We start from the raw sequence: 21,816 nt of genomic DNA on the forward strand, positions 1-21,816 counted from the left end.
GGCACGGGCAGCCATTCAGTGTGCACAAAACTTTTGTGTAACGCTCTGGAATGAGCGGCCATAGTGGGTGAAAGCCCCGTACACGAGAGAGGTTGAAATGACTATTGGATTAGTCGGTAAGAAGTGCGGTATGACCCGTATCTTCACAGAAGACGGTGCTTCTGTACCAGTCACTGTAATTGAGGTTGATCCTAACCGCATCACTCAGGTTAAAAGCCTGGATGTTGATGGTTACAGCGCAGTTCAGGTGACTACGGGTACTAAAAAAAGCAGCCGTGTTCGCAAGCCAGAGGCTGGCCACTTTGCGAAAGCAAAAGTAGAGGCTGGCCATGGTCTTTGGGAATTCCGTGTTGACGATTCTGCTTCTTACGAGCTGGGTCAGTTGATCGGAGTTGACCTGTTCGAGCAGGGTCAGAAAGTAGACGTAACTGGTCAGTCCAAAGGTAAGGGCTTCCAGGGTGGCGTAAAGCGTTGGAACTTCCATATGCAGGACGCTACACACGGTAACTCTCTGTCTCACCGTGCTCCTGGTTCCATCGGTCAGTGTCAGACCCCGGGTCGTGTCTTCAAGGGTAAGAAGATGGCTGGGCATATGGGTGCTGAGAAAGTGACTGTTCAGTCCCTGGAAATCGTTCGCGTTGATGCTGAACGTAACCTGCTGCTGGTAAAGGGTGCAGTACCTGGTGCTACTGGTGCTGACGTTATCGTTAAAGCTGCAGTTAAAGCGCGCGCCTGAGGGGATTAGACGATGGAATTGAATGTAACAGGTGCTGGTACGGTTCAAGTCTCTGACGTGACCTTCGGTACTGAATTCAACGAAAGCCTGGTTCACCAGACTGTCGTTGCTTTCATGGCCGGTGCTCGTCAAGGTACCCGTGCTCAGAAAACCCGCAGCGAAGTAAGCGGCGGTGGACGCAAACCCTGGCGTCAAAAAGGTACTGGCCGTGCACGCGCCGGTACAATCCGTAGCCCACTGTGGCGCGGGGGCGGTAAATCTTTTGCTGCTAAACCACAGGATCACGCTCAAAAGCTGAACAAGAAAATGTATCGTGGTGCTCTGCGTTCTATCTTGTCTGAGCTGGTTCGTCAGGAACGTCTGGTGGTGGTTGAAAGCCTTGGTGCCGAAACGCCAAAGACCAAGCTGATGGTAGCCAGACTGAAGGAGCTGAATGTCGAGAGGGGTCTGATTGTTTCTGATGAGGTAGATCAGAACCTGTATCTGGCGACTCGCAACATTCCCCATGTGGATACACGTGACGTACAAGGCGTTGACCCCGTCAGCCTGATCGCTCATGAGAAAGTCGTGATGACTGTTGCAGCCATCAAGAAATTCGAGGAGATGCTGGGATGAACCAGGAACGTATTTATAAAGTTCTGCTTGGTCCGCACATTTCCGAGAAGGCGACAGTGGTGGCTGAAGAGCATGGCCAGTACGTCTTCAAGGTAGCCAAGGACGCAACCAAGCTTGAAATCAAAAAAGCGGTAGAGCAACTGTTCGAAGTCAGCGTTGATGCTGTTCGTACAGTGGTTGTTAAAGGTAAGACCAAACGTACTCGTTTCGGTATGGGCAAGCGCTCAGACTGGAAAAAAGCGTACGTCAGTCTGGCGCAGGGTCAAGAGATTGACTTTGCCGACGCGGAATAAGGAGTTACAGGATGGCCGTAATTAAGTGCAAGCCGACTTCTCCGGGTCGTCGCTTTGTTGTCAAGGTTGTAAACCCTGACCTTCACAAGGGCCGCCCACACGCGCCTCTGGTGGAAAAGAAGAGCAAGTCTGGTGGTCGTAACAACGCTGGTCGCATCACTACCCGTCATCGTGGTGGTGGTCACAAGCAGCACTACCGTATCGTAGACTTTCGTCGCAACAAGGATGGCATCCCGGCTATCGTTGAGCGTCTGGAATACGATCCAAATCGTACCGCTCATATCGCCCTGCTGAAGTACATGGACGGTGAGCGTCGTTACATTATCGCACCTAAAGGTGTGAAAGCTGGTGACGAGCTTTACTCTGGTGTTGATGCTCCTATCAAGCCAGGCAACACACTGCCTCTGCGTAATATTCCGCAGGGTTCTGTAGTTCACTGTGTTGAGCTCAAGCCAGGTAAAGGTGCGCAGATGATGCGCAGTGCCGGTACTTCCGCTCAGGTCGTAGCGCGTGATGGTGCTTACGTAACCCTGCGTCTGCGTTCCGGTGAAATGCGTAAAGTACTGGCTGACTGTCGTGCAACTCTGGGTGAAGCCTCTAACAGCGAGCACAACCTGCGCTCTCTGGGTAAGGCGGGTGCCAAGCGTTGGAGAGGCGTGCGTCCGACCGTTCGTGGTGTTGCCATGAACCCGGTTGATCACCCACACGGTGGTGGTGAAGGTCGTACCTCCGGTGGTCGTCACCCAGTGACACCATGGGGTGTTCCGACCAAGGGTCGTAAGACTCGTTCCAACAAGCGTACGGATAAAATGATCGTACGTCGTCGCAGCGCGAAGTAAGCCTAGAGAGAGGATACGACAGTGCCACGTTCTTTGAAGAAAGGCCCATTTATCGACCTTCACCTGCTGAAGAAAGTCGAAGATGCGGTTGAAAGCGGCAACAAGCGTCCGATCAAGACCTGGTCACGCCGCTCAATGATCCTGCCAAACATGGTGGGTCTGACTATCGCCGTTCATAACGGTCGCCAGCATGTGCCTGTTTTCGTTAGCGAAGACATGGTAGGCCTCAAGCTGGGCGAGTTTGCTGCTACCCGCACCTACCGCGGTCACGCTGCAGACAAAAAGGCCAAGAAGCGCTAAGAGGGTAAGAAATGAAAGAAGTAGCTGCTATACACAAAGGCGCTCGCATTTCCGCCCAGAAAGCGCGCCTGGTTGCTGACCAGATCCGAGGCAAAGCTGTTGGTGAAGCCCTGGACCTGCTGGCATTCAGCCCTAAAAAGGCTGCAGAGCTGGTCAAGAAAGTGTTGGAATCTGCGATTGCTAACGCAGAGCACAACGAAGGCATGGATATCGATGAGCTGACAGTGTCTACTATCTTCGTTGACGAAGGTATGACCATGAAGCGCATTCGTCCACGTGCCAAGGGCCGTGCTGATCGCATTCTTAAGCGGTCTTGCCATATCACGGTTAAGGTTGCAGAGGTCTAAGGAGCGATCACATGGGTCAGAAAGTACATCCAAATGGGATCCGACTGGGCATCGTAAAGCCCCACAGATCTGTATGGTTTGCTGAAGGTCAGCAATACGCTGACAAGCTGATTACGGATCTGGAAGTTCGTGATTTCCTGCAGAAGAAGCTGAAAAATGCTTCTGTAAGCCGCATCGACATCCAGCGTCCAGCACAGAGCGCTCGCGTTACCATCTACACTGCCCGTCCAGGCATCGTAATTGGTAAAAAAGGCGAAGACGTTGAGAAGCTGCGCCAGGCTGTTACCAATATGATGGGCGTACCTGTTCACATCAACATTGAAGAAGTTCGCAAGCCCGAACTGGACGCAATGCTGGTTGCACAGTCCATCGCTGGTCAGCTGGAGCGTCGTGTAATGTTCCGTCGTGCCATGAAGCGTTCTGTACAGAATGCTATGCGTCTGGGCGCGAAGGGCATCAAGGTGCAAATCAGTGGTCGTCTCGGCGGCGCCGAGATTGCCCGTACCGAATGGTACCGTGAGGGTCGCGTACCTCTGCACACTCTGCGTGCAGACATCGATTACGCAACTTATGAAGCCCTGACTACCTACGGTATCCTGGGCGTTAAAGTATGGATCTTCAAAGGCGAAGTGATTGGCGGAATGGCAGCTGAAGCTGAAAAGCAGCCTAAAGAGCCAGCCAAACGTCCTAAGAAGAGACAGGCTAAGAAGTAAGGAGCGCGGTAATGTTACAGCCAAAGCGTACGAAATTTCGTAAGCAGCAAAAGGGTCGCAATCGCGGCCTGGCACACCGCGGCTCCACTGTTAGCTTCGGTGAATACGCATTGAAAGCAACAGGCCGTGGACGCATAACTGCTCGTCAGATCGAAGCAGCACGTCGTGCCATGACCCGTCATATCAAGCGTGGTGGTAAAATCTGGATTCGCGTCTTCCCTGACAAGCCGATCTCCAAGAAACCTCTCGAGGTTCGTATGGGTAAAGGTAAGGGTAGTGTCGAGTACTGGGTAGCACAGATCCAGCCGGGTCGTGTCCTGTACGAAATGGAAGGTGTGTCCGAAGAGCTGGCTCGCGAGGCATTTGCCTTGGCTGCAGCCAAGCTGCCAGTGGAAACTGCCTTCGTTAAGCGGAGCGTGATGTGATGAAAGCTGCTGAATTGCGTGAAAAAACGGTTGAACAGCTCAACGAAGAGCTGGTCACACTGCTGCGGGACCAGTTTAACTACCGCATGCAGAAAGCGACGGGTCAGCTGAGTCAGACTCATCTGCTGAAGCAGACCCGACGCGACATCGCCCGTATTAAGACGGCGTTGAATGAGAAGGCAGGTATTTAACAATGGCTGAAGACAAGAAAGTCCGTACTCTGACCGGTAAGGTTGTGAGTGACAAGATGGACAAGACCGTCACCGTTCTTATTGAGCGCCGTGTTAAACATCCGCTCTACGGTAAGATCGTTAAGCGGTCCACCAAGTTGCACGCTCACGACGAAAACAATGATTGCCGTATGGGCGACATTGTCACAATCAAGCAAACACGTCCTTTGTCTAAGTCCAAGACATTTGAACTGGTTTCCATTGATGAGCGTGCTACTCAAATATAAGGCCACGGTGCCCTGGGTCTGAGTGGAAGTGGCTGGCCTTGTGGTCGGCCAGTTGTACAACGACCGGCGGGTACCCGTCTGCAGTTTGGGCTTGGAGAATAAGCATGATCCAGACAGAATCTCAACTCGAAGTAGCCGATAACTCCGGCGCTCGTCGAGTACAGTGTATCAAGGTGTTGGGTGGATCCCACCGCCGCTACGCCCACATTGGCGACATCATCAAAGTCACCGTTAAGGAAGCGATTCCACGCGGTAAGGTCAAAAAAGGCCAGGTGATGAACGCCGTTGTTGTGCGTACCAAAAAAGGCGTTCGTCGTCCAGACGGTTCCGTAATCCGCTTCGATGGCAATGCTGCCGTTCTGCTGAACGCAAGCAATCAGCCAATCGGTACCCGTATCTTTGGGCCAGTGACTCGTGAACTGCGTGGTGAGCAGTTTATGAAGATCATTTCCCTGGCACCAGAAGTACTGTAAGGGAGCAGGAAATGAAAAAGATCCGTCGTGACGACGAAGTAATTGTCATTGCTGGCAAGGACAAAGGTAAGCGCGGCAAAGTGCAGACCGTTCGTGCCGATGGCAAACTGATTGTTTCTGGTATCAACATGATCAAGAAGCATCAGAAGCCCAACCCGACACTGGGCACCCCTGGTGGCATCGTTGAAAAAGAAGCTCCAATTCAGGCTTCCAACGTTGCAATCCTGAACACAGAAACCGACAAGGCTGACCGTGTTGGCATTGCTATCTCTGAAGATGGCAAGAAACAGCGCGTGTTCAAGTCTACCGGTCAACCGGTTGACGCGTAAGGGGTGGCATAATGGCAAACTTCAAGACTAAATATCGTGAAGAGATCCTGCCCAAGCTCAGAGAAGAGCTGGGCGTGAGCAACGTTCACGAAGTTCCTCGTATCACTAAAATCACCCTGAACATGGGTGTGGGTGAGGCGATCGGTGACAAGAAAGTCATCGAGAACGCTGTTGCTGACATGGAAAAAATCGCCGGTCAGAAAGCAGTCGTTACCAAGGCACGTAAATCCGTTGCAGGCTTCAAGGTTCGTGAAGGCTGGCCAATCGGTGTTAAAGTGACCCTGCGTGACGAACGTATGTACGAATTCCTGGAGCGTCTGGTTGACATTGCTCTGCCTCGTGTTCGTGACTTCCGTGGTATCAGCCCGAAGTCTTTCGACGGCCGTGGCAACTACAGCATGGGTGTCAAAGAGCAGATCATTTTCCCGGAAATCGATTACGATAAAGTCGACGCTCTGCGTGGTCTGGATATTACCCTGACTACCACAGCCAAGACTGACGACGAAGGCCGTGCACTGCTGAAAGCCTTCAACTTCCCGTTCCGTAACTGATTAAGGTACGAGCCCATGGCAAAAGTATCCATGAAGCAGCGGGAGTTGAAGCGTCAGCGCACCGTTGCCAAGTATGCAGAGAAGCGCGCTGCGCTGAAAGCGATCATCATCAGTCCTGACAGCTCAGAAGATGAGAAGTGGGACGCTCAGGTAGCACTGCAGAAGCAGCCACGTGATGCCAGCTCATCTCGTCTGCGTAATCGCTGTCGTGTAACAGGTCGGCCTCACGGCTACCTGCGTAAATTCGGCCTGAGCCGCATCAAGCTGCGTGAAGCGGCCATGCGTGGTGATGTTCCAGGTCTGGTTAAGGCCAGCTGGTAAGCGCGATTGATCTTCTGGAGAGATAGATAATGAGTATGCAGGACCCGTTAGCAGATATGCTAACTCGTATCCGTAATGCCCAAATGGCAGAACATGCATCTGTCGAAATGCCATCTTCCAAGGTAAAGGCTGCTGTAGCCAAAGTACTGAAGGAAGAAGGTTATATAACCGATGCACGTGTAGAAGGCGAAGTTCAGAAAACTCTGATCATCGACCTGAAATACTATGAAGGCAAACCTGTTATTGAAAACCTGAAGCGCGCAAGCCGTCCGGGTCTTCGTTCTTACGCAGGCAAAGAAGGTCTGCCCAAAGTGAAAGGCGGTCTTGGTATTGCCATTGTTTCTACCAACAAAGGTGTAATGACCGATCGTGCTGCCCGTGCAGCCGGTGTTGGTGGCGAAATTCTTTGCACCGTATTCTAAGGGAGGGGTCAGATGTCTCGAGTAGCAAAAAGCCCTGTAGAAGTCCCTGCCGGTGTTGAGATCAAGTTGAATGGTCAGCATATCTCCATCAAGGGTGGTAAAGGTCAACTGGAGCTGAGCATTCACTCCAACGTTGAAGTAAAGCAGGAAGAAAACGTCCTGACTTTCGAAGCCCGTGACGGTGCCAAGCACTCTCGTGCATTGGCTGGTACTACCCGTGCGCTGGTTAACAACATGGTGACCGGTGTGACCGCTGGTTTCGAAAAGAAACTGCAGCTGGTGGGTGTAGGTTATCGTGCGCAGGCCAAGGGCAAGAGCCTGAATCTGAACCTTGGCTTCTCTCATCCGGTTGACTACAGTTTGCCGGAAGGCGTCACTGCGGAAACTCCAAGCCAGACAGAGATCCTGATCAAGGGTATCGACAAGCAGCTGGTTGGACAGGTTGCAGCGGAAATCCGCGAATTCCGTCGCCCAGAGCCATACAAAGGCAAGGGTGTCCGCTACGCCGACGAACACGTTCGTCGTAAAGAAGCCAAGAAAAAGTAAGGTAAGGTGATCATGATTGATAAAAATTCTGCTCGCCTGCGTCGTGCCCGACGTGCACGGATGAAGATGCGTGAATTGGGCGCTAACCGTCTGAGCGTTCATCGCACACCGCGTCATATCTATGCGCAGGTGGTTGCCCCTGAGGGTGACAAGGTGCTGGCCTCTGCCTCCACCGTTGAGAAGGAGCTGCGTGGCGAAGCTACCGGTAACGTTGAAGCTGCTAAAAAAGTGGGCGCTCTGATTGCTGAGCGAGCTAAAGCTGCTGGTGTTGCCAAGGTCGCTTTCGACCGCTCCGGTTTTAAGTATCACGGTCGTGTTAAGGCTCTCGCCGATGCAGCCCGTGAAGCCGGTCTGGAATTCTGAGGGTAGGCATCATGGCGAAAGATGAGCGTAAACCGCAAAACAATGACGAAGGCCTGATCGAAAAACTGGTGCAGGTTAACCGTGTAGCCAAAGTGGTGAAAGGTGGCCGTATCTTCGGTTTCACAGCCCTGACCGTTGTTGGTGATGGTAAAGGTAAAGTAGGCTTCGGTCGTGGCAAGGCGCGTGAAGTGCCTGTCGCTATTCAGAAGGCTATGGAAGCTGCCCGTCGCAACATGATCCAGGTAGACCTGAACGGTGATACCCTGCAGTACCCTGTAAAAGCCCGTCACGGTGCTTCCAAGGTCTACATGCAGCCTGCTTCTGCAGGTACCGGTGTTATTGCCGGTGGTGCAATGCGTGCTGTTCTGGAAGTGGCTGGCGTACACAACGTACTGGCCAAGTGCTACGGTTCCACCAACCCTGTGAACGTTGTTAACGCAACCTTCAAGGGTCTGCGCGACATGCGTTCTCCTGATGACATTGCTGCCAAGCGTGGCAAGTCTGTTGAAGACATTCTGGGGTAAGTCATGGCTGAGAAGATCAAAGTGACGCTCGTAAAGAGCACTAACGGTCGCCTCGAAAGCCACAAGGCTTGCGTCCGTGGCCTGGGTCTGCGTCGCATCAACCACACGGTTGAAGTGGAAGATACTCCTTCCGTTCGCGGCATGATCAACAAGGTATCTTACCTCGTTAAGGTCGAAGGAGAATAACATGCGTCTGAATACTCTGAGTCCTGCCGAAGGCAGTCGTAAAGAGCGCAAGCGCGTTGGCCGTGGTATCGGTTCCGGTCTGGGTAAGACTGGTGGTCGTGGTCACAAAGGTCAGAAGTCACGTTCCGGTGGTTCTGTAAGACCAGGTTTTGAAGGCGGCCAGCAGCCACTGCAACGCCGTCTGCCCAAGTATGGTTTTACTTCCCGCAAGGCGCGTTTCACTGCTGAAATTCGTCTGCATGAGTTGGCCAAGGTTGAATCCGAAGTGATCGATCTGGCGGCTCTGAAGGCTGCAGACCTCATCAACGGTAGCATCCTGCGAGCGAAAGTGATACTGTCCGGCGAACTGAACAAGGCCGTAACACTAAAAGGTCTGGCAGCTACCAAAGGCGCTCGCGCCGCGATCGAAGCTGCTGGTGGTAAGATCGAGGACTAAATGGCTAAGACACTACCTGTTGGGAATCAAAGCGGTTTGGGCGAGTTAATTTCTCGCCTCAAGTTCGTATTTCTGGCGATCCTGGTATATCGGATCGGTGCTCATATTCCTGTGCCTGGCATCAACCCTGATGCCCTGGCTCGGATGTTTCAACAAAATGAAGGGACCATTCTTGGCCTGTTCAACATGTTCTCCGGTGGTGCATTGGAGCGTATGTCGGTGCTGGCACTGGGAATCATGCCCTACATTTCGGCGTCCATCATCATTCAGTTGATGACCGTGGTCAGCCCCCAGTTGGAACAGCTCAAGAAGGAAGGTGAATCGGGTCGACGCAAGATCAGTCAGTATACCCGCTACCTGACAGTGTTGCTGGCGTTCGTCCAGGGTACTGGCATGACCGTAGGTCTTGCTAACCAGGGCGTGGCGTTCAATCCTGATATCAGCTTTTATGTAGTAGCTGTAGTCACCTTCGTAACCGGTGCCGTCTTTATGATGTGGCTGGGTGAGCAGGTGACTGAACGCGGGATTGGTAACGGCATCTCTATCCTGATCTTTGCAGGTATTGTCGCTGGCCTTCCCAGTGCGATCGGGCGGTCATTCGAGTCCGCCCGTCAGGGTGACATCAATATTCTGGCATTGCTCGCAATTGCTCTGCTGGCCATTGCAATTATTGCATTCGTTGTATTCATCGAACGCGGTCAGCGCCGTATAACTGTCAATTACGCCAAGCGTCAGCAAGGTCGTAAAGTGTTTGCGGCACAGAGCAGCCATTTGCCCCTGAAAGTAAATATGGCTGGTGTTATTCCAGCCATTTTTGCTTCCAGCCTTCTGCTCTTCCCTGCATCCATTGCACAATGGTTTGGTCAGGGCGAGGGCTGGGAATGGCTCCAGGATATCGCACTGGCACTGGGTCCGGGTCAGCCGCTGAACATAGTCTTGTTCTCTGCAGGTATCATCTTTTTCTGCTTCTTCTACACTGCGCTGGTCTTCAATCCGAAGGATGTTGCAGACAACCTGAAGAAGTCAGGGGCATTCATCCCGGGTATTCGTCCTGGTGAGCAGTCTGCCCGTTACATTGATGGTGTCCTGACTCGTTTGACCATGTTTGGCGCTATCTATATGACAGCAGTATGTCTGCTGCCACAGTTCCTGGTAGTTTCGGCTAACGTGCCTTTCTATCTGGGTGGTACCAGTCTGCTGATCGTAGTAGTGGTCGTCATGGATACGATGGCTCAGGTGCAGTCACACCTGATGTCACATCAGTACGAGTCACTGCTGAAGAAATCCAATCTTAAGGGCTACGGTGGTGGTGGCCTGATCCGCTAACACCGGTTCTGCATCGAATGCCACTAGCTCTGAAATGGTGGAGTGAATAATGAAAGTACGTGCATCGGTTAAGAAAATCTGCCGTAACTGCAAGATTATCAAGCGCAAGGGCACTGTTCGTGTCATCTGCGTTGAGCCACGTCACAAGCAACGCCAAGGTTGATTGTGCATGAGGTCTTTCGGGTTGTCCCGGGCCGTTATGGCTTGACCTCATAAGGCTACAGATAAATACAACCGTTCATGAGCATCATGAGCGGTTGTATTTTGTCGTTGGTGGGATTAAAATTTCCGCTTTTCGACCTGTTAGTTGTGTAAGCATCTAACAATGGATTGGGAGGGCATGCTTTATAGCATTCCCGACAGTATCTTCAGGTGCTGATCCGGTCCGTGTTATCTGCCTATAGATGGCGAAGTAGATAAACATCGCATGACTGGCTGCAAAGTTGGTTGATAAGTCTACAGGCGAAAATAACCGTGAACTCAAAATGTCCCTGTCTGTACAGGCAAGGATGAACTCACGGAGAAAACAAACGGAGACGATTGAATGGCCCGTATTGCTGGCGTCAACATTCCGGATAACAAACATGCTGTTATCTCGTTGACCTACATATTCGGCATCGGCAAGACCACAGCTAAAAAGCTGTGTGAGACCACTGGCGTTAAGCCAGAAGCCAAAATCGCTGATCTGAGCGAAGAGCAACTTGAGTCCCTGCGTGGTGAAATCGCCAAGCTGGACGTTGAAGGTGATCTGCGTCGTGAAATCAGTATGAACATCAAACGCCTCATGGACCTGGGTTGCTACCGTGGTATCCGCCACCGTCGCAGTCTGCCGGTTCGTGGTCAGCGTTCCAAGACGAATGCTCGCACCCGAAAGGGTCCTCGCAAGCCTATTCGTAAGTAAGTATCAATTAAGAATGGTTATACCGTTCTTATGAAACAGGATTTATTCTGATATGGCAAAGCCAGGTACTCGTTCACGTAAGAAGGTTAAAAAGCAGGTTGTTGACGGTGTTGCTCACATCCACGCTTCTTTTAACAACACTATCGTGACCATTACCGATCGTCAGGGCAACGCTCTGGCCTGGGCCACAGCCGGCGGTTCCGGTTTTCGTGGTTCTCGTAAGAGCACGCCGTTTGCAGCGCAGGTTGCTGCTGAGCGTGCAGGTCAGGCTGCCGCTGAATACGGTCTGAAGAATCTGGATGTCTGCGTGAAAGGACCTGGTCCTGGCCGCGAATCCGCTGTACGCGCACTGAACGCTTGTGGTTACAAGATCACTAACATCACTGATGTTACTCCGATCCCCCACAACGGTTGTCGTCCGCCTAAAAAGCGTCGTGTATAAGCAGGAGTCGGTATAAATGGCTAGATACATTGGTCCAAAGTGCAAACTGTCTCGTCGTGAAGGCACCGATCTCTTTCTGAAGAGTGGTGTTCGTGCACTCGAGTCAAAGTGCAAAGCAGAAATTGCTCCAGGTCAGCACGGTCAGCGTCGTGGCCGTCTTTCTGACTACGGTGTACAGCTTCGTGAAAAGCAGAAAGTTCGTCGTATCTACGGCGTACTGGAGAAGCAGTTCCGTAACTACTACAAGGCCGCTGATCGCAAGAAAGGTGCAACGGGTGCAAACCTCTTGCAACTGCTTGAGTCTCGCCTTGATAATGTAGTTTACCGCATGGGATTCGGTTCCACCCGTGCCGAAGCACGTCAGCTGGTAAGCCACAAAGCCATCCTGGTGAATGGAAAGACTGTAAACATTCCTTCCTACCAGGTTCAGCCTGGCGATGTTGTCGCCATCCGCGAAAAGGCTAAAAACCAGCTGCGTATCAACGCAGCCCTTGAACTGGCCGCTCAGCGTGGGTTTTCTACCTGGGTTGAGGTTGATGCCAGCAAAAAGGAAGGTACCTTCAAGGTGCTGCCCGAGCGGAGTGACCTGTCAGCTGACATCAACGAAAACTTGATCGTCGAGCTGTACTCCAAGTAAGGGATAGACAGTTAGGTGGGGTGTAACATCCATGCAGAATTCGGTTACTGAATTTCTTACTCCTAGACACATTGATGTCGAGGAAATTAGCCTGACGCGCGCTAAGGTAACTCTGGAACCGCTTGAGCGTGGTTTTGGACATACCTTGGGCAATGCTCTGCGTCGTATCCTTCTCTCTTCCATGCCCGGCTGTGCCGTGACAGAAGTTGAGATTGACGGCGTACAGCATGAATACAGTGCGATTGAAGGTGTTCAGGAAGATGTTATTGACATCCTGCTGAACCTCAAAGGTCTTGCCATTCGCATGACCGGCCGTGACGAAGCAACACTGAGTCTGACCAAGAAAGGTGCTGGCCCTGTGACTGCTGCGGATATCCAGTTGGACCACGATGTTGAAATCGTTAACCCGGATCATGTGATCGCCAATCTGAATGAGAAAGGCGACCTGAACATGCAGCTGAGGATAGCTCGTGGCCGCGGTTATGAGTCTGCTGACAGCCGTCATCAGGATGAAGATGAGACCCGTGCTATTGGCCGTCTGCAACTGGATGCCACCTATAGCCCTGTTTACCGCGTCTCCTATGTCGTTGAAAGTGCTCGTGTCGAGCAGCGTACCGACCTGGACAAGCTGGTTCTTGATCTGGAAACCGACGGTACTCTGGACCCGGATGAAGCCATCCGTCGTGCTGCAACCATTCTGCAGCAGCAGCTGGCTGTATTTGTTGATCTGGAAGGTGAGCCAGAGCCAGAGCCAGTTAAGGAAGAGGATGAAGTTGATCCTATCCTGCTGCGCCCTGTGGATGACCTCGAACTGACTGTTCGTAGTGCTAACTGTCTGAAGGCAGAAAACATCTACTACATCGGTGACCTGATTCAGCGCACTGAGGTTGAACTGCTCAAGACCCCGAACCTGGGTAAGAAGTCCCTGACCGAGATCAAGGACGTTCTGGCCTCTCGTGGTTTGAGCCTGGGTATGCGTCTCGACAACTGGCCACCGGCCAGCCTGAAGGGCGACGACAAGATTTCTGCTTAAGCAGCCATTGGCTTTTTCACTCACTCCAAAAGAGTGGGTGTAAGGCAAATGGTAGAATGAGGAAGTTTGTGCCATGCGTCATCGTAAGAGTGGCCGCAAGCTCAACCGGAACAGTTCACATCGCAAGGCGATGTTCAAGAACATGACTGCTTCCCTGGTAGAGCACGAAGTAATCAAAACAACACTGCCTAAGGCTAAAGAGCTGCGCCGTGTTGCAGAACCGCTGATCACCCTGGCTAAGGAAGACAGCGTAGCCAACCGTCGTCTGGCGTTTGATCGTCTCCGTAACAAAGAGACTGTTGGCAAGCTGTTCTCCGAACTGGGCCCTCGCTTCAAAGAGCGTCCAGGCGGCTATATCCGCATCCTGAAGTGCGGATTCCGTAAGGGTGACAATGCACCTATGGCTATCGTCGAGCTGCTGGATCGTCCAGCTGCTGAAGTGGAAGCTACTGAAGAGTAAGATTTTTACTCCTTCAAAAAAAAACCGGACCTTGTGTCCGGTTTTTTTTTGAGGCTCCTAATGACAAGCCAACTTTGAATCGATTCAGCAGAAAATCACAGGGGAACCAGGCCATCTTTTCATTGTCTAAATTGTAAAGGCATTGCAGTTTTGCGAATGGGGGGGTCTATGTCAAATCAGGGTATTGAAGCAAAACGTTCCATAGAAAAATACGCCAAATCAGAATGGACCGCCAGGGACACAGGTTGGATGTTCAGTCACATAGGTACAGGCATAGGTGCAGGGCTGCTTTACCTCCCCATAGTCGCCGGTAGTGGTGGTATATGGCCTCTTTTCTTCATGGCCCTGGTCAGTGGTCCCATCATATTTCTCACCCATAGAGGGTTAACCCGTTTCTGTTTGTCTTCCCGGAAACCTGATGGGGATATCAGCAGTATTGTTAGAGAGAACTTTGGTGATAAAGTCGGTCAGTGGTTGATGCTGCTCTGTTTTTTGTCGATGTTTCCTGTCCTGCTGCTTTATACCATTGGCATTGCGAATGTTAGTGAGAGTTTTCTGATAAATCAGCTCAAATGGGAAGGCCTAATAAACAGACCTTTGCTTGTTTTTTTGCTTGTCACGGGCATGATCGCGCTGTTTAGTGGCTCAGAGCAGAAAATGTTGAAGCTGATCAGCAGTCTGGTTTTTCCTCTGACTGTGGTGCTTCTGTGCGTAAGTCTGTATTTGATACCTCAATGGCGAATGGATTTTCTCCGTCAGGAAGTGCCCATGGTGGATATCGTTAAAACCTTTCTTCTGACGTTACCCGTGCTGGTATTTTCTTTCTACCATGCGGCTGTTTGTCCATCCTTTGCCCGATCGTACCGGCGTCAAATGCCTGAGCTTCATCAGTGCATCGCCAAGACCGACCAGATTCACTTCAGAAGCTCTCTGGTTTTACTGCTTATCACATTGTTCTTCGTGCTTTCGTGTGTATTGGCTCTGGCGCCAGAACAGATTGAGCTTGCGAAAGCTCAAAACCTACCAATTCTTTCCATCCTGGCTAATCAACCCGGTAATCGTTTATTTTCCAGTCTGGCACCTGTTATCGCTTTTGTGGCGATTTTAACTTCTTACTATGGTTTTTTTCTCGGCACTATTGAAGTGATCAATGGCTTTATTGGTGTGGGGCTGGAACGGTTCAGGCCGGGTGAGTTAACAACCCCTTCTGCCAGACCCAGACGCTTGAGTATTTTTCTGGTGGCCCTGGGATGCTGGATTGCAGGTGTTGGTGATTGGAGTATTCTTATGATCATGGATGCCATAGTAGCCCCCATAATGGCGATTATCCTGTTCTTTATTCCGGTCATAGGGCTCTACAGGTCTGCTGCTCTGAAACGATATCGCAAGCCTTTGAAGGATTTTTTTGTGGTGATTTTTGGTGTGATTGTTGTGGCAGGATTTCTGGTTTCACAGCTAATAAAATAAAAAAAACCAGGTTCTCTCAAACTTGGCTTTATATACTAACAGGCTATATCAAGTGTTATGATTTTTATACTTGGTCCCTTGTATTATTTTTTCTTATTGTGAAATCGTTCTTATTGTGTGTGTGCCCTTGCTCCTATGGTTCGTACTATACGTATTAACGCTTACAAGAGAATTGATCTGGATCAATACTTTTCTTTTCAGGTAGGTGTTTTTCCATAAAAAATTGGTTCGTACTGCGAATTTAAGCTTCGACACGGCAAGCTTTATCAGTCCCTAAAAGGCTGCGAAATAAACAGTCAAATAAAATTGCAACAATCGCAAAATCAATTACGCCAGACACAAGATAAATCGTCAAAAGGTGAATTTATCTTGTGGGGTTCAACTACAAAGCTAGCCAAGATTGAAGGCGTAACCAGTCAAACTATGAGGCGCAAGATCGAAAGCGGTCACTACGAAAAAGTGAAGCAAACCAGTGGTGGTCACTTCCGCATATTCATTAACCAGCAGAGGAAGATATGCTATACAAGAGTGAGTTCTGGAAAGCAAAAATCCAGCATTGACACGCAAAAGCGTATCTTACTCAAAGAGCACCCTGATGCAGAATTTATCAGCGACATTGCCAGTGCTTTCAACTTTAAGCGAAAAGGACTGCAAACCATTCTGGAATCAGCGGTGTGCGGAAATCCAACCCATATTGTGGTTGCCACAAAAGATCGCCTTGCCCGATCAGGGTTTGGACTCATCAAATGGCTTGTTGAATTATCGGGAGGACACATCGAGGTTTTGGATGACCCGGATAACGCCAGTAAGTCATTCGACACCCAAGAGCTTATCGGTTTCATTACCTCATTCTGCAATAGCCACTACGGGAAGCGATCTGCTAAAAGACGCAAAGGACGCAAAGATAGTAGCGTCAAAAAAGATCAGGTTTTACCCAGAGAATAAGCAAGCCTATCACGATGCCCTGATACTCTATCGCAGGTCGTACAACCTTGCTGTTGAGCGTTTCCGCAACGATGACTATAAAGATGCCAGCGGAAAATTCATCAACATGCGACCTGCCATTAAAGCTCAAGTGGAGCAGGAGCAAAAAGAAAGTGGCAGGGCTTATAACTCGATTGTTTCTGATAATGGAACACTGGCGGCAGCGGCTACATTCAAAGCGGTCTGCAAGCACAACAAGAAGCTCAAGGGAGCTAAAGAGGGCTTTGCAGAAATCAGTTTCAAAAGCCGCAAAGGTAGCAGGCACTCATTCTCTATTGACCGTTTGCCAAAGGGGTTAAATCCCTGCGTACAGGCTCTTGGCAAGATTCACCTGACAGAAGATGTGCCAGCAGAAGCGATTGGCAAGTCTTGTGTCGTAACCTACGACAAAGGTCGCTGGTTCATTCAGGTTCAACAACATATTGAGCTAAATCCCGAAATCCAAGGGAAGGTTAGATGCGTTGGAGTTGACCCCGGTGAACACGCGGAAGGGCGTTGAGTTCCCCGACATGCCCCAGTGGGCAAGAGATCGGATTATTCATTTCAACAGGGAAATTGACCGGCTGAAATGCAAAAAGGATGACATTGCTCTTGATCTGCATAACCGGCTGGCGTTCGAGCTGGTGTCGAACTACGATGTTGTATTTTTGCCAACCTTTGAGACAAGAGGTATGGTCACACGCAAAGATAAGAAGGTTCGCACCATTCGCCGTAACACCTGCCGCCAGATGCTTGACCTCAATCACTACCAATTCAAAAAGCGGCTTAAGTGGTACGCAAAAAAGTATGGAAAGCATGTAGTTGATTGCAACGAAGCCTATACATCCAAGACTCGATCATGGAGCGGGACCATTGACGAAAAATTAGGTTCTTCCAAGGTTATTAAGGGTGAGGGCTTCACCGTTGATCGTGACATCAACGGTGCCAGAAATGTCTTTCTTAAGTGTTTGACAAGGTAGCTTGAACCTTAGCCATAACAGCGAGCGTTGCGCTCGTTGCGGTTTTAATCAAGAGGTGGTATTCATTGCAATAACGGATGAGTTGACCACCGGTTATTCATAAAGAGGAAAGAGTGTCTTCTTTCCTCTCGGAGGATCAGGTAGATCCAAGTTTCTTGACCTTGACTTCATTTTCTTCTTCAGAGGGGTTGGGCAACAGTTCGCCACTTTTGTGCATACGTTCCATCTTGCCATTTATGGCAGCTCCGGCCGCGATTTCCATCACATCGTAATATACGTTGCCTTCCACATGGGCCTCGGCTGATAGCTCAAGCTTTTCAGTAGCATAAACGTCGCCAGTTACACGACCATTGATTACTATCTGGGCGGCAGTAATATTACCCTCTACACGACTACCGGCAATCAGTTGAAGTTTGCCATCGTTGGAACTGACATTGCCCTTGATCTTACCTTCAACATGAACGATGCCACGGAAACGAATGTCTCCTTCAACTTCTGTGCCTGCAGCTATCAGAGTGATGGTGTCATCATTTCTGGTGCTGCTGACCAGGCTGTTTTCTGAGTTGTTCTTGCCCCACATAGTGAACTCCTTAGAGTGCTTAACCCGAGATGCCCGAAACGAAAGAAAAAGTGGTATGCGTCCAGCTGACTGAAAACGGAAGACCCTTTTTCAAGGCAAAACTTTAAGGGGGGAATCATCCTTCATTGCGCCTTCAGCTTCAATCTGTAAACGCTATCGATATCCGAAAGAGTGCTCCCGTCGAATCCGGCGGGAGTGAATTCCATTTGCCCGTCAGGGCTGATATTGGTTCTCTGTTATTGATCAGGTGACTTTAGCATCAGCTTCAGGAAGCGACCGGTATGGGAAAATTCGTTGTCAGCCACAACTTCAGGCGTGCCCTCGGCAATGATCTGACCTCCACCATCACCTCCCTCGGGTCCCAGATCGACGATCCAGTCTGCTGTTTTGATGACATCGAGATTGTGCTCAATCACTACCACGGTATTCCCGCGATCTCTTAGCCTGTGCAACACTGCCAGTAACTGTTCAATATCGTGAAAGTGCAGGCCTGTAGTTGGCTCATCAAGAATGTACAGGGTCTTGCCGGTATCCCTTTTGGAAAGTTCCTTGGCCAGTTTCACCCGCTGTGCCTCACCGCCGGAGAGTGTGGTAGCATTTTGTCCCAGATGAATATACGACAAACCAACATCCATCAGAGTTTGCAGTTTACGTTTAACGGCAGGAATCGGTTCAAAGTATTCCAGAGCTTCCTCGACGGTCATTTCCAGAACTTCATGAATATTCTTGCCTTTGTATTTAACGTCCAGCGTTTCACGGTTGTATCGTTTGCCCTTACAGACGTCACAGGGCACATAAATGTCAGGCAGGAAATGCATCTCTACCTTTATGACACCGTCGCCCTGACAGGCTTCACAGCGACCCCCTTTAACGTTAAAGCTGAAACGTCCGGGCTTGTAGCCACGGGAACGGGCTTCCTGGGTTCCGGCAAACAGTTCACGAATCGCGGTAAAAATGCCTGTGTAGGTAGCTGGGTTGGACCTTGGAGTCCGACCAATAGGGCTTTGGTCAATGTCGATGCATTTATCGAAGTGGTCCAGACCGCTGATTTTCCTGTGCTTTGATGCCGTTAAAGTAGTGGCAGCATTCAAGACCTGGGCAGCGATAGGATAAAGAGTACTGTTGATGAGGGTGGACTTTCCTGAGCCGGAAACGCCTGTTACACAAGTCATCAGCCCCACCGGGATTTCCAGGGTGACATTCTTCAGGTTGTTGCCGGTGCAGCCGGTGAGTTTAAGTCGTTTCTTTTTATCCGCTGGTGTACGCTGTTCAGGTATCGCGATTTTTTTAGTGCCAGTCAAATATTGGCCTGTGACCGATTTTTCATTGTCCATAATCTGGGCAGGTGTGCCCTGGGCAATAATCTCACCGCCATGAACTCCGGCACCCGGACCGATATCAATCACGTGGTCGGCAGTGCGAATGGCGTCCTCGTCATGTTCTACAACAATCACTGTATTACCCAGGTCGCGGAGACGGGTCAGTGTATTCAGTAGACGTTCGTTATCTCGCTGGTGCAAACCAATACTGGGCTCGTCCAGAATATACATAACGCCAACCAGGCCAGCACCAATCTGACTGGCCAGTCGAATGCGCTGGGCTTCACCTCCTGAGAGGGTATCCGCACTGCGATCTAGTGTCAGGTAGTTAAGACCCACGTTGACCAGGAAGCTCAGACGATCACAGATCTCTTTCAGAATTTTTTCTGCAATCTCACCTTTCTGGCCGGGAAGACTGAGTTGTTCGAAATAAGCAAGCGCACGTTCTACCGGTAGTTTCACCAGATCGGGCAGTGTTTCATCTTCGATAAAGACGTGTCTTGATTCCTGACGGAGACGAGTGCCTTTACAGCTTGGGCAGTGCTGGGTACTCAAATACTTGGAAAGCTCTTCACGCACAGACTGGGATTCTGTCTCACGGAAACGGCGTTCAAAGTTGGGGATAATGCCTTCAAAACGATGGCGCTTTTTATAAACATCGCCCCGATCGTTGACGTAACTGAAATCAATCTGCTCTTCGCCGGAGCCATGAAGAATAATCGTCTGTTGCTCAGCAGTAAGATCATCAAAAGCGGTATCAATATCAAAGCCGAAGTGTGCAGCCAGTGACTTTAAGAGGTGAAAGTAATAGACGCTGCGGCGATCCCAACCACGAATGGCGCCTTCCGCCAGGGTTAATTCCGGGTGCTGGACAATACGGTCTTCATCAAAAAACTGCTTGACCCCCAGACCATCACAGGTGGTGCAGGCCCCCGCCGGGTTATTGAACGAGAACATGCGGGGCTCCAGTTCATTGATGCTGTAGCCGCAAGACGGGCAGGCAAAGCGGGCTGAATACACAATGTCCTGCTCCTCCGCGTCCATAAAGCTGACTGCTGCCAGCCCGTCGGTCAGTTCGAGAGCTGTTTCGAAAGATTCTGCCAGACGCAACTGCAGATCTTCTCTTACCTTGAAGCGATCAACCACCACTTCGATAGTGTGCTTCTTCTTTTTGTCCAGCTCAGGTGGGTTATCGAGGTCGGTGACAATGCCATCAATGCGGGCTCGAATAAAACCCTGGGCTCTCAGTTCGCTGAAGACATGGAGGTGTTCACCTTTTCGATCCCTGACCACAGGTGCCAGCAACATCAGTTTGGTACCTTTTGGCAATGCCAGTACCTGATCCACCATCTGGCTGACGGTCTGGGCTTCCAGGGGTAAGTGATGCTCAGGGCAGCGGGGTGTACCGGTTCTGGCAAAAAGCAAACGAAGATAGTCGTATATTTCAGTAATGGTGCCGACTGTCGAACGAGGGTTATGGCTGGTGGACTTCTGCTCAATGGAAATGGCAGGAGACAAACCCTCGATGTGATCGACATCCGGCTTTTCCATCATCGAGAGAAACTGTCGTGCATAGGCAGACAGAGATTCCACATAGCGACGCTGACCCTCGGCATAAAGGGTATCGAAGGCCAGGGACGACTTTCCTGATCCGGAAAGACCGGTAATGACAATCAGGCTGTCCCGGGGCATATCGAGATCGATGTTCTTCAGGTTATGGGTTCTTGCACCCCTTACGGTGATTGTGTCCAAAGCCAGTCCCTCAGTACCATCTGTCAGGCAAAGGAGCAATTATATAGGCTTTGCTTGCGCAAACCCATGTTAAGTAAATGGCTAGCTGGTTTCACCTGTCTGGACGGTGGCTTTTTCTATCCTTACGAGTTTAAACCAGAGCACTTTAAGCTAAAATCGTGTGATATTTTGGCTGCAGATATTATATTGTTCGCCTGAAGAAACATCGTTGAAGATCCTGCTGACAGTCCTTACACGTATACCCTGACACTAATTCGAAAGTAATGGAGCAATTTGAATGTTTACAGGCATTGTTCAAGGCATGGCCAAAATTGGCCGTGTGGATGACCACGATGGCATCCGAACCTTTGACATTGAGTTCCCGGAAGGCTTTTGCCAGGGGCTGAATGTAGGGGCCAGTGTTGCGGTGGACGGCGTTTGTCTTACGGTAACAGAAATTATCAGTCCGACTCTGGCCAGATTTGATGTTATTTTGCAAAGCTTACGTGTAACGACATTAGGAGATCATGTCACTGGTCAGGCCGTGAATGTCGAGCGAGCAGCAATGGATGGGGCGGAAATTGGCGGACACCCTCTTTCTGGACACATCGACTTTCGGGCTCAGATTCTTGAAGTTGAAGAGATCGAGGGAAACTGCCGTATGCGGTTTGCATACAGCAATGAATGGGGGCAATACATTTTCCCTAAAGGGTATATAGCGATTAATGGATGCAGCCTAACCTTATCCGATGTCGACAAGAAGAAAGACTGTTTTGAAGTCTGGCTGATTCCTGAGACCCGAAGAGTCACAACATTCAATGCTAAAAAAGCAGATGATTGGGTCAACATTGAAATTGAGCGTGGTACGCAGGTGATCGTCGACACCATTAAAGACACGCTCGAAAAGCAACTGGGCGCTCTTTATCCTTTACTGGAAGCATTAATGGAAGAAAAAAATATTAACTTAACAGAGTCACTGACCACGAGCCTTGCGCAAACAGATCACGTCCGGCGCTGATTCAGCTCACTTATACCCGGAAAGGGCCTGAAAACAGAGGAGCCAGTGATTTGCAGCAGCCAGAGAGCCCTGCAATCCAGGGC

The 21,816-nt window shown here is 50.4% G+C and carries 34 protein-coding genes; 32 read left to right on the forward strand and 2 right to left on the reverse strand.

All coding sequences use genetic code 11. The features are described 5' to 3' along the window. Positions 1-97: 97 nt before the first annotated feature. The 31 genes from rplC to ACOJUO_RS10790 all read left to right on the forward strand — a co-directional run bounded on the left by rplC (position 98) and on the right by ACOJUO_RS10790 (position 17,085). Complete coding sequence (gene rplC / locus ACOJUO_RS10640) at positions 98-736, forward strand: 50S ribosomal protein L3 (protein ID WP_422136685.1); 639 nt, start codon at positions 98-100, stop codon at positions 734-736. 12 nt (positions 737-748) lie between these two features. Then, positions 749-1,351, forward strand: coding sequence for a 50S ribosomal protein L4 (gene rplD, locus ACOJUO_RS10645; protein WP_252177330.1), 603 nt, complete (start codon positions 749-751; stop codon positions 1,349-1,351). Next, on the forward strand, positions 1,348-1,644 hold the full coding sequence (rplW, locus tag ACOJUO_RS10650) for a 50S ribosomal protein L23 (RefSeq protein ID WP_422136686.1): 297 nt from the start codon (positions 1,348-1,350) through the stop codon (positions 1,642-1,644). Before rplD ends, rplW begins: the two co-directional genes overlap by 4 nt. Before the next feature lie 11 nt (positions 1,645-1,655). Then, a complete protein-coding gene (gene rplB, locus ACOJUO_RS10655; protein WP_252177328.1) occupies positions 1,656-2,483 on the forward strand; it encodes a 50S ribosomal protein L2 in 828 nt (275 codons plus the stop codon). A 21-nt stretch (positions 2,484-2,504) separates the two neighbouring features. Beyond that, positions 2,505-2,783 (forward strand): 30S ribosomal protein S19, encoded by a 279-nt coding sequence (rpsS, locus tag ACOJUO_RS10660; RefSeq protein ID WP_252177327.1) that lies wholly within the window; start codon positions 2,505-2,507, stop codon positions 2,781-2,783. Positions 2,784-2,794: 11 nt separating this feature from the next. Continuing rightward, positions 2,795-3,130, forward strand: coding sequence for a 50S ribosomal protein L22 (gene rplV / locus ACOJUO_RS10665; RefSeq protein ID WP_317143670.1), 336 nt, complete (start codon positions 2,795-2,797; stop codon positions 3,128-3,130). Between the two features lie 11 nt (positions 3,131-3,141). Then, positions 3,142-3,843 (forward strand): 30S ribosomal protein S3, encoded by a 702-nt coding sequence (gene rpsC, locus ACOJUO_RS10670; protein ID WP_422136688.1) that lies wholly within the window; start codon positions 3,142-3,144, stop codon positions 3,841-3,843. Between the two features lie 11 nt (positions 3,844-3,854). Further along, positions 3,855-4,268, forward strand: coding sequence for a 50S ribosomal protein L16 (gene rplP / locus ACOJUO_RS10675; RefSeq protein ID WP_034841748.1), 414 nt, complete (start codon positions 3,855-3,857; stop codon positions 4,266-4,268). Next, entirely contained in the window at positions 4,268-4,459 is a 192-nt protein-coding gene (gene rpmC, locus ACOJUO_RS10680; RefSeq protein ID WP_252177324.1) for a 50S ribosomal protein L29, read from the forward strand. Before rplP ends, rpmC begins: the two co-directional genes overlap by 1 nt. Before the next feature lie 2 nt (positions 4,460-4,461). After that, positions 4,462-4,725: a 30S ribosomal protein S17 gene (gene rpsQ, locus ACOJUO_RS10685; protein WP_422136689.1), complete on the forward strand. Its 264-nt coding sequence runs from the start codon at positions 4,462-4,464 to the stop codon at positions 4,723-4,725. Positions 4,726-4,829: 104 nt separating this feature from the next. Further along, entirely contained in the window at positions 4,830-5,198 is a 369-nt protein-coding gene (gene rplN, locus ACOJUO_RS10690; protein ID WP_062268071.1) for a 50S ribosomal protein L14, read from the forward strand. A gap of 11 nt (positions 5,199-5,209) precedes the next feature. Then, on the forward strand, positions 5,210-5,527 hold the full coding sequence (gene rplX, locus ACOJUO_RS10695) for a 50S ribosomal protein L24 (protein ID WP_257253580.1): 318 nt from the start codon (positions 5,210-5,212) through the stop codon (positions 5,525-5,527). An 11-nt stretch (positions 5,528-5,538) separates the two neighbouring features. Next, entirely contained in the window at positions 5,539-6,078 is a 540-nt protein-coding gene (gene rplE, locus ACOJUO_RS10700) for a 50S ribosomal protein L5 (protein WP_257253585.1), read from the forward strand. 15 nt (positions 6,079-6,093) lie between these two features. Continuing rightward, on the forward strand, positions 6,094-6,399 hold the full coding sequence (rpsN, locus tag ACOJUO_RS10705; protein ID WP_422136690.1) for a 30S ribosomal protein S14: 306 nt from the start codon (positions 6,094-6,096) through the stop codon (positions 6,397-6,399). Between the two features lie 29 nt (positions 6,400-6,428). Beyond that, on the forward strand, positions 6,429-6,821 hold the full coding sequence (rpsH, locus tag ACOJUO_RS10710) for a 30S ribosomal protein S8 (protein ID WP_422136691.1): 393 nt from the start codon (positions 6,429-6,431) through the stop codon (positions 6,819-6,821). 12 nt (positions 6,822-6,833) lie between these two features. Further along, positions 6,834-7,367 carry a 50S ribosomal protein L6 gene (gene rplF, locus ACOJUO_RS10715; protein WP_422136692.1) on the forward strand — a complete coding sequence of 178 codons (534 nt, stop codon included), beginning with the start codon at positions 6,834-6,836 and terminating at the stop codon, positions 7,365-7,367. Between the two features lie 12 nt (positions 7,368-7,379). Beyond that, complete coding sequence (rplR, locus tag ACOJUO_RS10720; protein ID WP_257253596.1) at positions 7,380-7,730, forward strand: 50S ribosomal protein L18; 351 nt, start codon at positions 7,380-7,382, stop codon at positions 7,728-7,730. Between the two features lie 11 nt (positions 7,731-7,741). Next, positions 7,742-8,254, forward strand: a complete 513-nt coding sequence (rpsE, locus tag ACOJUO_RS10725; RefSeq protein WP_252177316.1) for a 30S ribosomal protein S5 — start codon at positions 7,742-7,744, stop codon at positions 8,252-8,254. Positions 8,255-8,257: 3 nt separating this feature from the next. After that, positions 8,258-8,440: a 50S ribosomal protein L30 gene (gene rpmD / locus ACOJUO_RS10730; protein WP_252177315.1), complete on the forward strand. Its 183-nt coding sequence runs from the start codon at positions 8,258-8,260 to the stop codon at positions 8,438-8,440. Between the two features lies 1 nt (position 8,441). After that, a complete protein-coding gene (rplO, locus tag ACOJUO_RS10735) occupies positions 8,442-8,876 on the forward strand; it encodes a 50S ribosomal protein L15 (protein WP_317143665.1) in 435 nt (144 codons plus the stop codon). Then, on the forward strand, positions 8,877-10,202 hold the full coding sequence (gene secY / locus ACOJUO_RS10740) for a preprotein translocase subunit SecY (RefSeq protein WP_317143664.1): 1,326 nt from the start codon (positions 8,877-8,879) through the stop codon (positions 10,200-10,202). A gap of 49 nt (positions 10,203-10,251) precedes the next feature. Then, positions 10,252-10,365: a 50S ribosomal protein L36 gene (gene rpmJ / locus ACOJUO_RS10745; protein WP_079253874.1), complete on the forward strand. Its 114-nt coding sequence runs from the start codon at positions 10,252-10,254 to the stop codon at positions 10,363-10,365. A 381-nt stretch (positions 10,366-10,746) separates the two neighbouring features. After that, positions 10,747-11,103: a 30S ribosomal protein S13 gene (rpsM, locus tag ACOJUO_RS10750; protein WP_422136693.1), complete on the forward strand. Its 357-nt coding sequence runs from the start codon at positions 10,747-10,749 to the stop codon at positions 11,101-11,103. A gap of 52 nt (positions 11,104-11,155) precedes the next feature. Beyond that, positions 11,156-11,545 carry a 30S ribosomal protein S11 gene (gene rpsK, locus ACOJUO_RS10755; protein WP_034841784.1) on the forward strand — a complete coding sequence of 130 codons (390 nt, stop codon included), beginning with the start codon at positions 11,156-11,158 and terminating at the stop codon, positions 11,543-11,545. A 16-nt stretch (positions 11,546-11,561) separates the two neighbouring features. Then, entirely contained in the window at positions 11,562-12,182 is a 621-nt protein-coding gene (gene rpsD, locus ACOJUO_RS10760) for a 30S ribosomal protein S4 (protein ID WP_257254923.1), read from the forward strand. Between the two features lie 31 nt (positions 12,183-12,213). Further along, positions 12,214-13,215, forward strand: a complete 1,002-nt coding sequence (locus ACOJUO_RS10765; RefSeq protein ID WP_422136694.1) for a DNA-directed RNA polymerase subunit alpha — start codon at positions 12,214-12,216, stop codon at positions 13,213-13,215. Between the two features lie 73 nt (positions 13,216-13,288). After that, on the forward strand, positions 13,289-13,675 hold the full coding sequence (rplQ, locus tag ACOJUO_RS10770; RefSeq protein ID WP_422136695.1) for a 50S ribosomal protein L17: 387 nt from the start codon (positions 13,289-13,291) through the stop codon (positions 13,673-13,675). Positions 13,676-13,843: 168 nt separating this feature from the next. Continuing rightward, a complete protein-coding gene (locus ACOJUO_RS10775; protein WP_422139775.1) occupies positions 13,844-15,142 on the forward strand; it encodes an amino acid permease in 1,299 nt (432 codons plus the stop codon). A gap of 369 nt (positions 15,143-15,511) precedes the next feature. After that, positions 15,512-16,087: an IS607 family transposase gene (locus tag ACOJUO_RS10780; protein WP_422136697.1), complete on the forward strand. Its 576-nt coding sequence runs from the start codon at positions 15,512-15,514 to the stop codon at positions 16,085-16,087. A 106-nt stretch (positions 16,088-16,193) separates the two neighbouring features. Further along, a complete protein-coding gene (locus ACOJUO_RS10785; RefSeq protein ID WP_422139776.1) occupies positions 16,194-16,625 on the forward strand; it encodes a hypothetical protein in 432 nt (143 codons plus the stop codon). Beyond that, positions 16,603-17,085 (forward strand): zinc ribbon domain-containing protein, encoded by a 483-nt coding sequence (locus tag ACOJUO_RS10790; RefSeq protein ID WP_422139777.1) that lies wholly within the window; start codon positions 16,603-16,605, stop codon positions 17,083-17,085. The genes ACOJUO_RS10785 and ACOJUO_RS10790 overlap by 23 nt, the downstream gene beginning before the upstream one ends. Positions 17,086-17,221: 136 nt before the next feature. Here ACOJUO_RS10790 and ACOJUO_RS10795 read toward each other — a convergent pair whose 3' ends face one another. Beyond that, entirely contained in the window at positions 17,222-17,665 is a 444-nt protein-coding gene (locus ACOJUO_RS10795; protein WP_422139778.1) for a bactofilin family protein, read from the reverse strand. Positions 17,666-17,901: 236 nt separating this feature from the next. Beyond that, complete coding sequence (gene uvrA / locus ACOJUO_RS10800) at positions 17,902-20,736, reverse strand: excinuclease ABC subunit UvrA (protein ID WP_422136701.1); 2,835 nt, start codon at positions 20,734-20,736, stop codon at positions 17,902-17,904. 277 nt (positions 20,737-21,013) lie between these two features. Between uvrA and ACOJUO_RS10805 the strand changes: the two genes are divergently transcribed. Beyond that, complete coding sequence (locus ACOJUO_RS10805; RefSeq protein ID WP_422136702.1) at positions 21,014-21,733, forward strand: riboflavin synthase subunit alpha; 720 nt, start codon at positions 21,014-21,016, stop codon at positions 21,731-21,733. Positions 21,734-21,816: the final 83 nt, after the last annotated feature.

This window comes from Endozoicomonas sp. ALC020 (assembly GCF_049275935.1).
In the GTDB taxonomy this organism is placed as follows: domain Bacteria; phylum Pseudomonadota; class Gammaproteobacteria; order Pseudomonadales; family Endozoicomonadaceae; genus Endozoicomonas_A.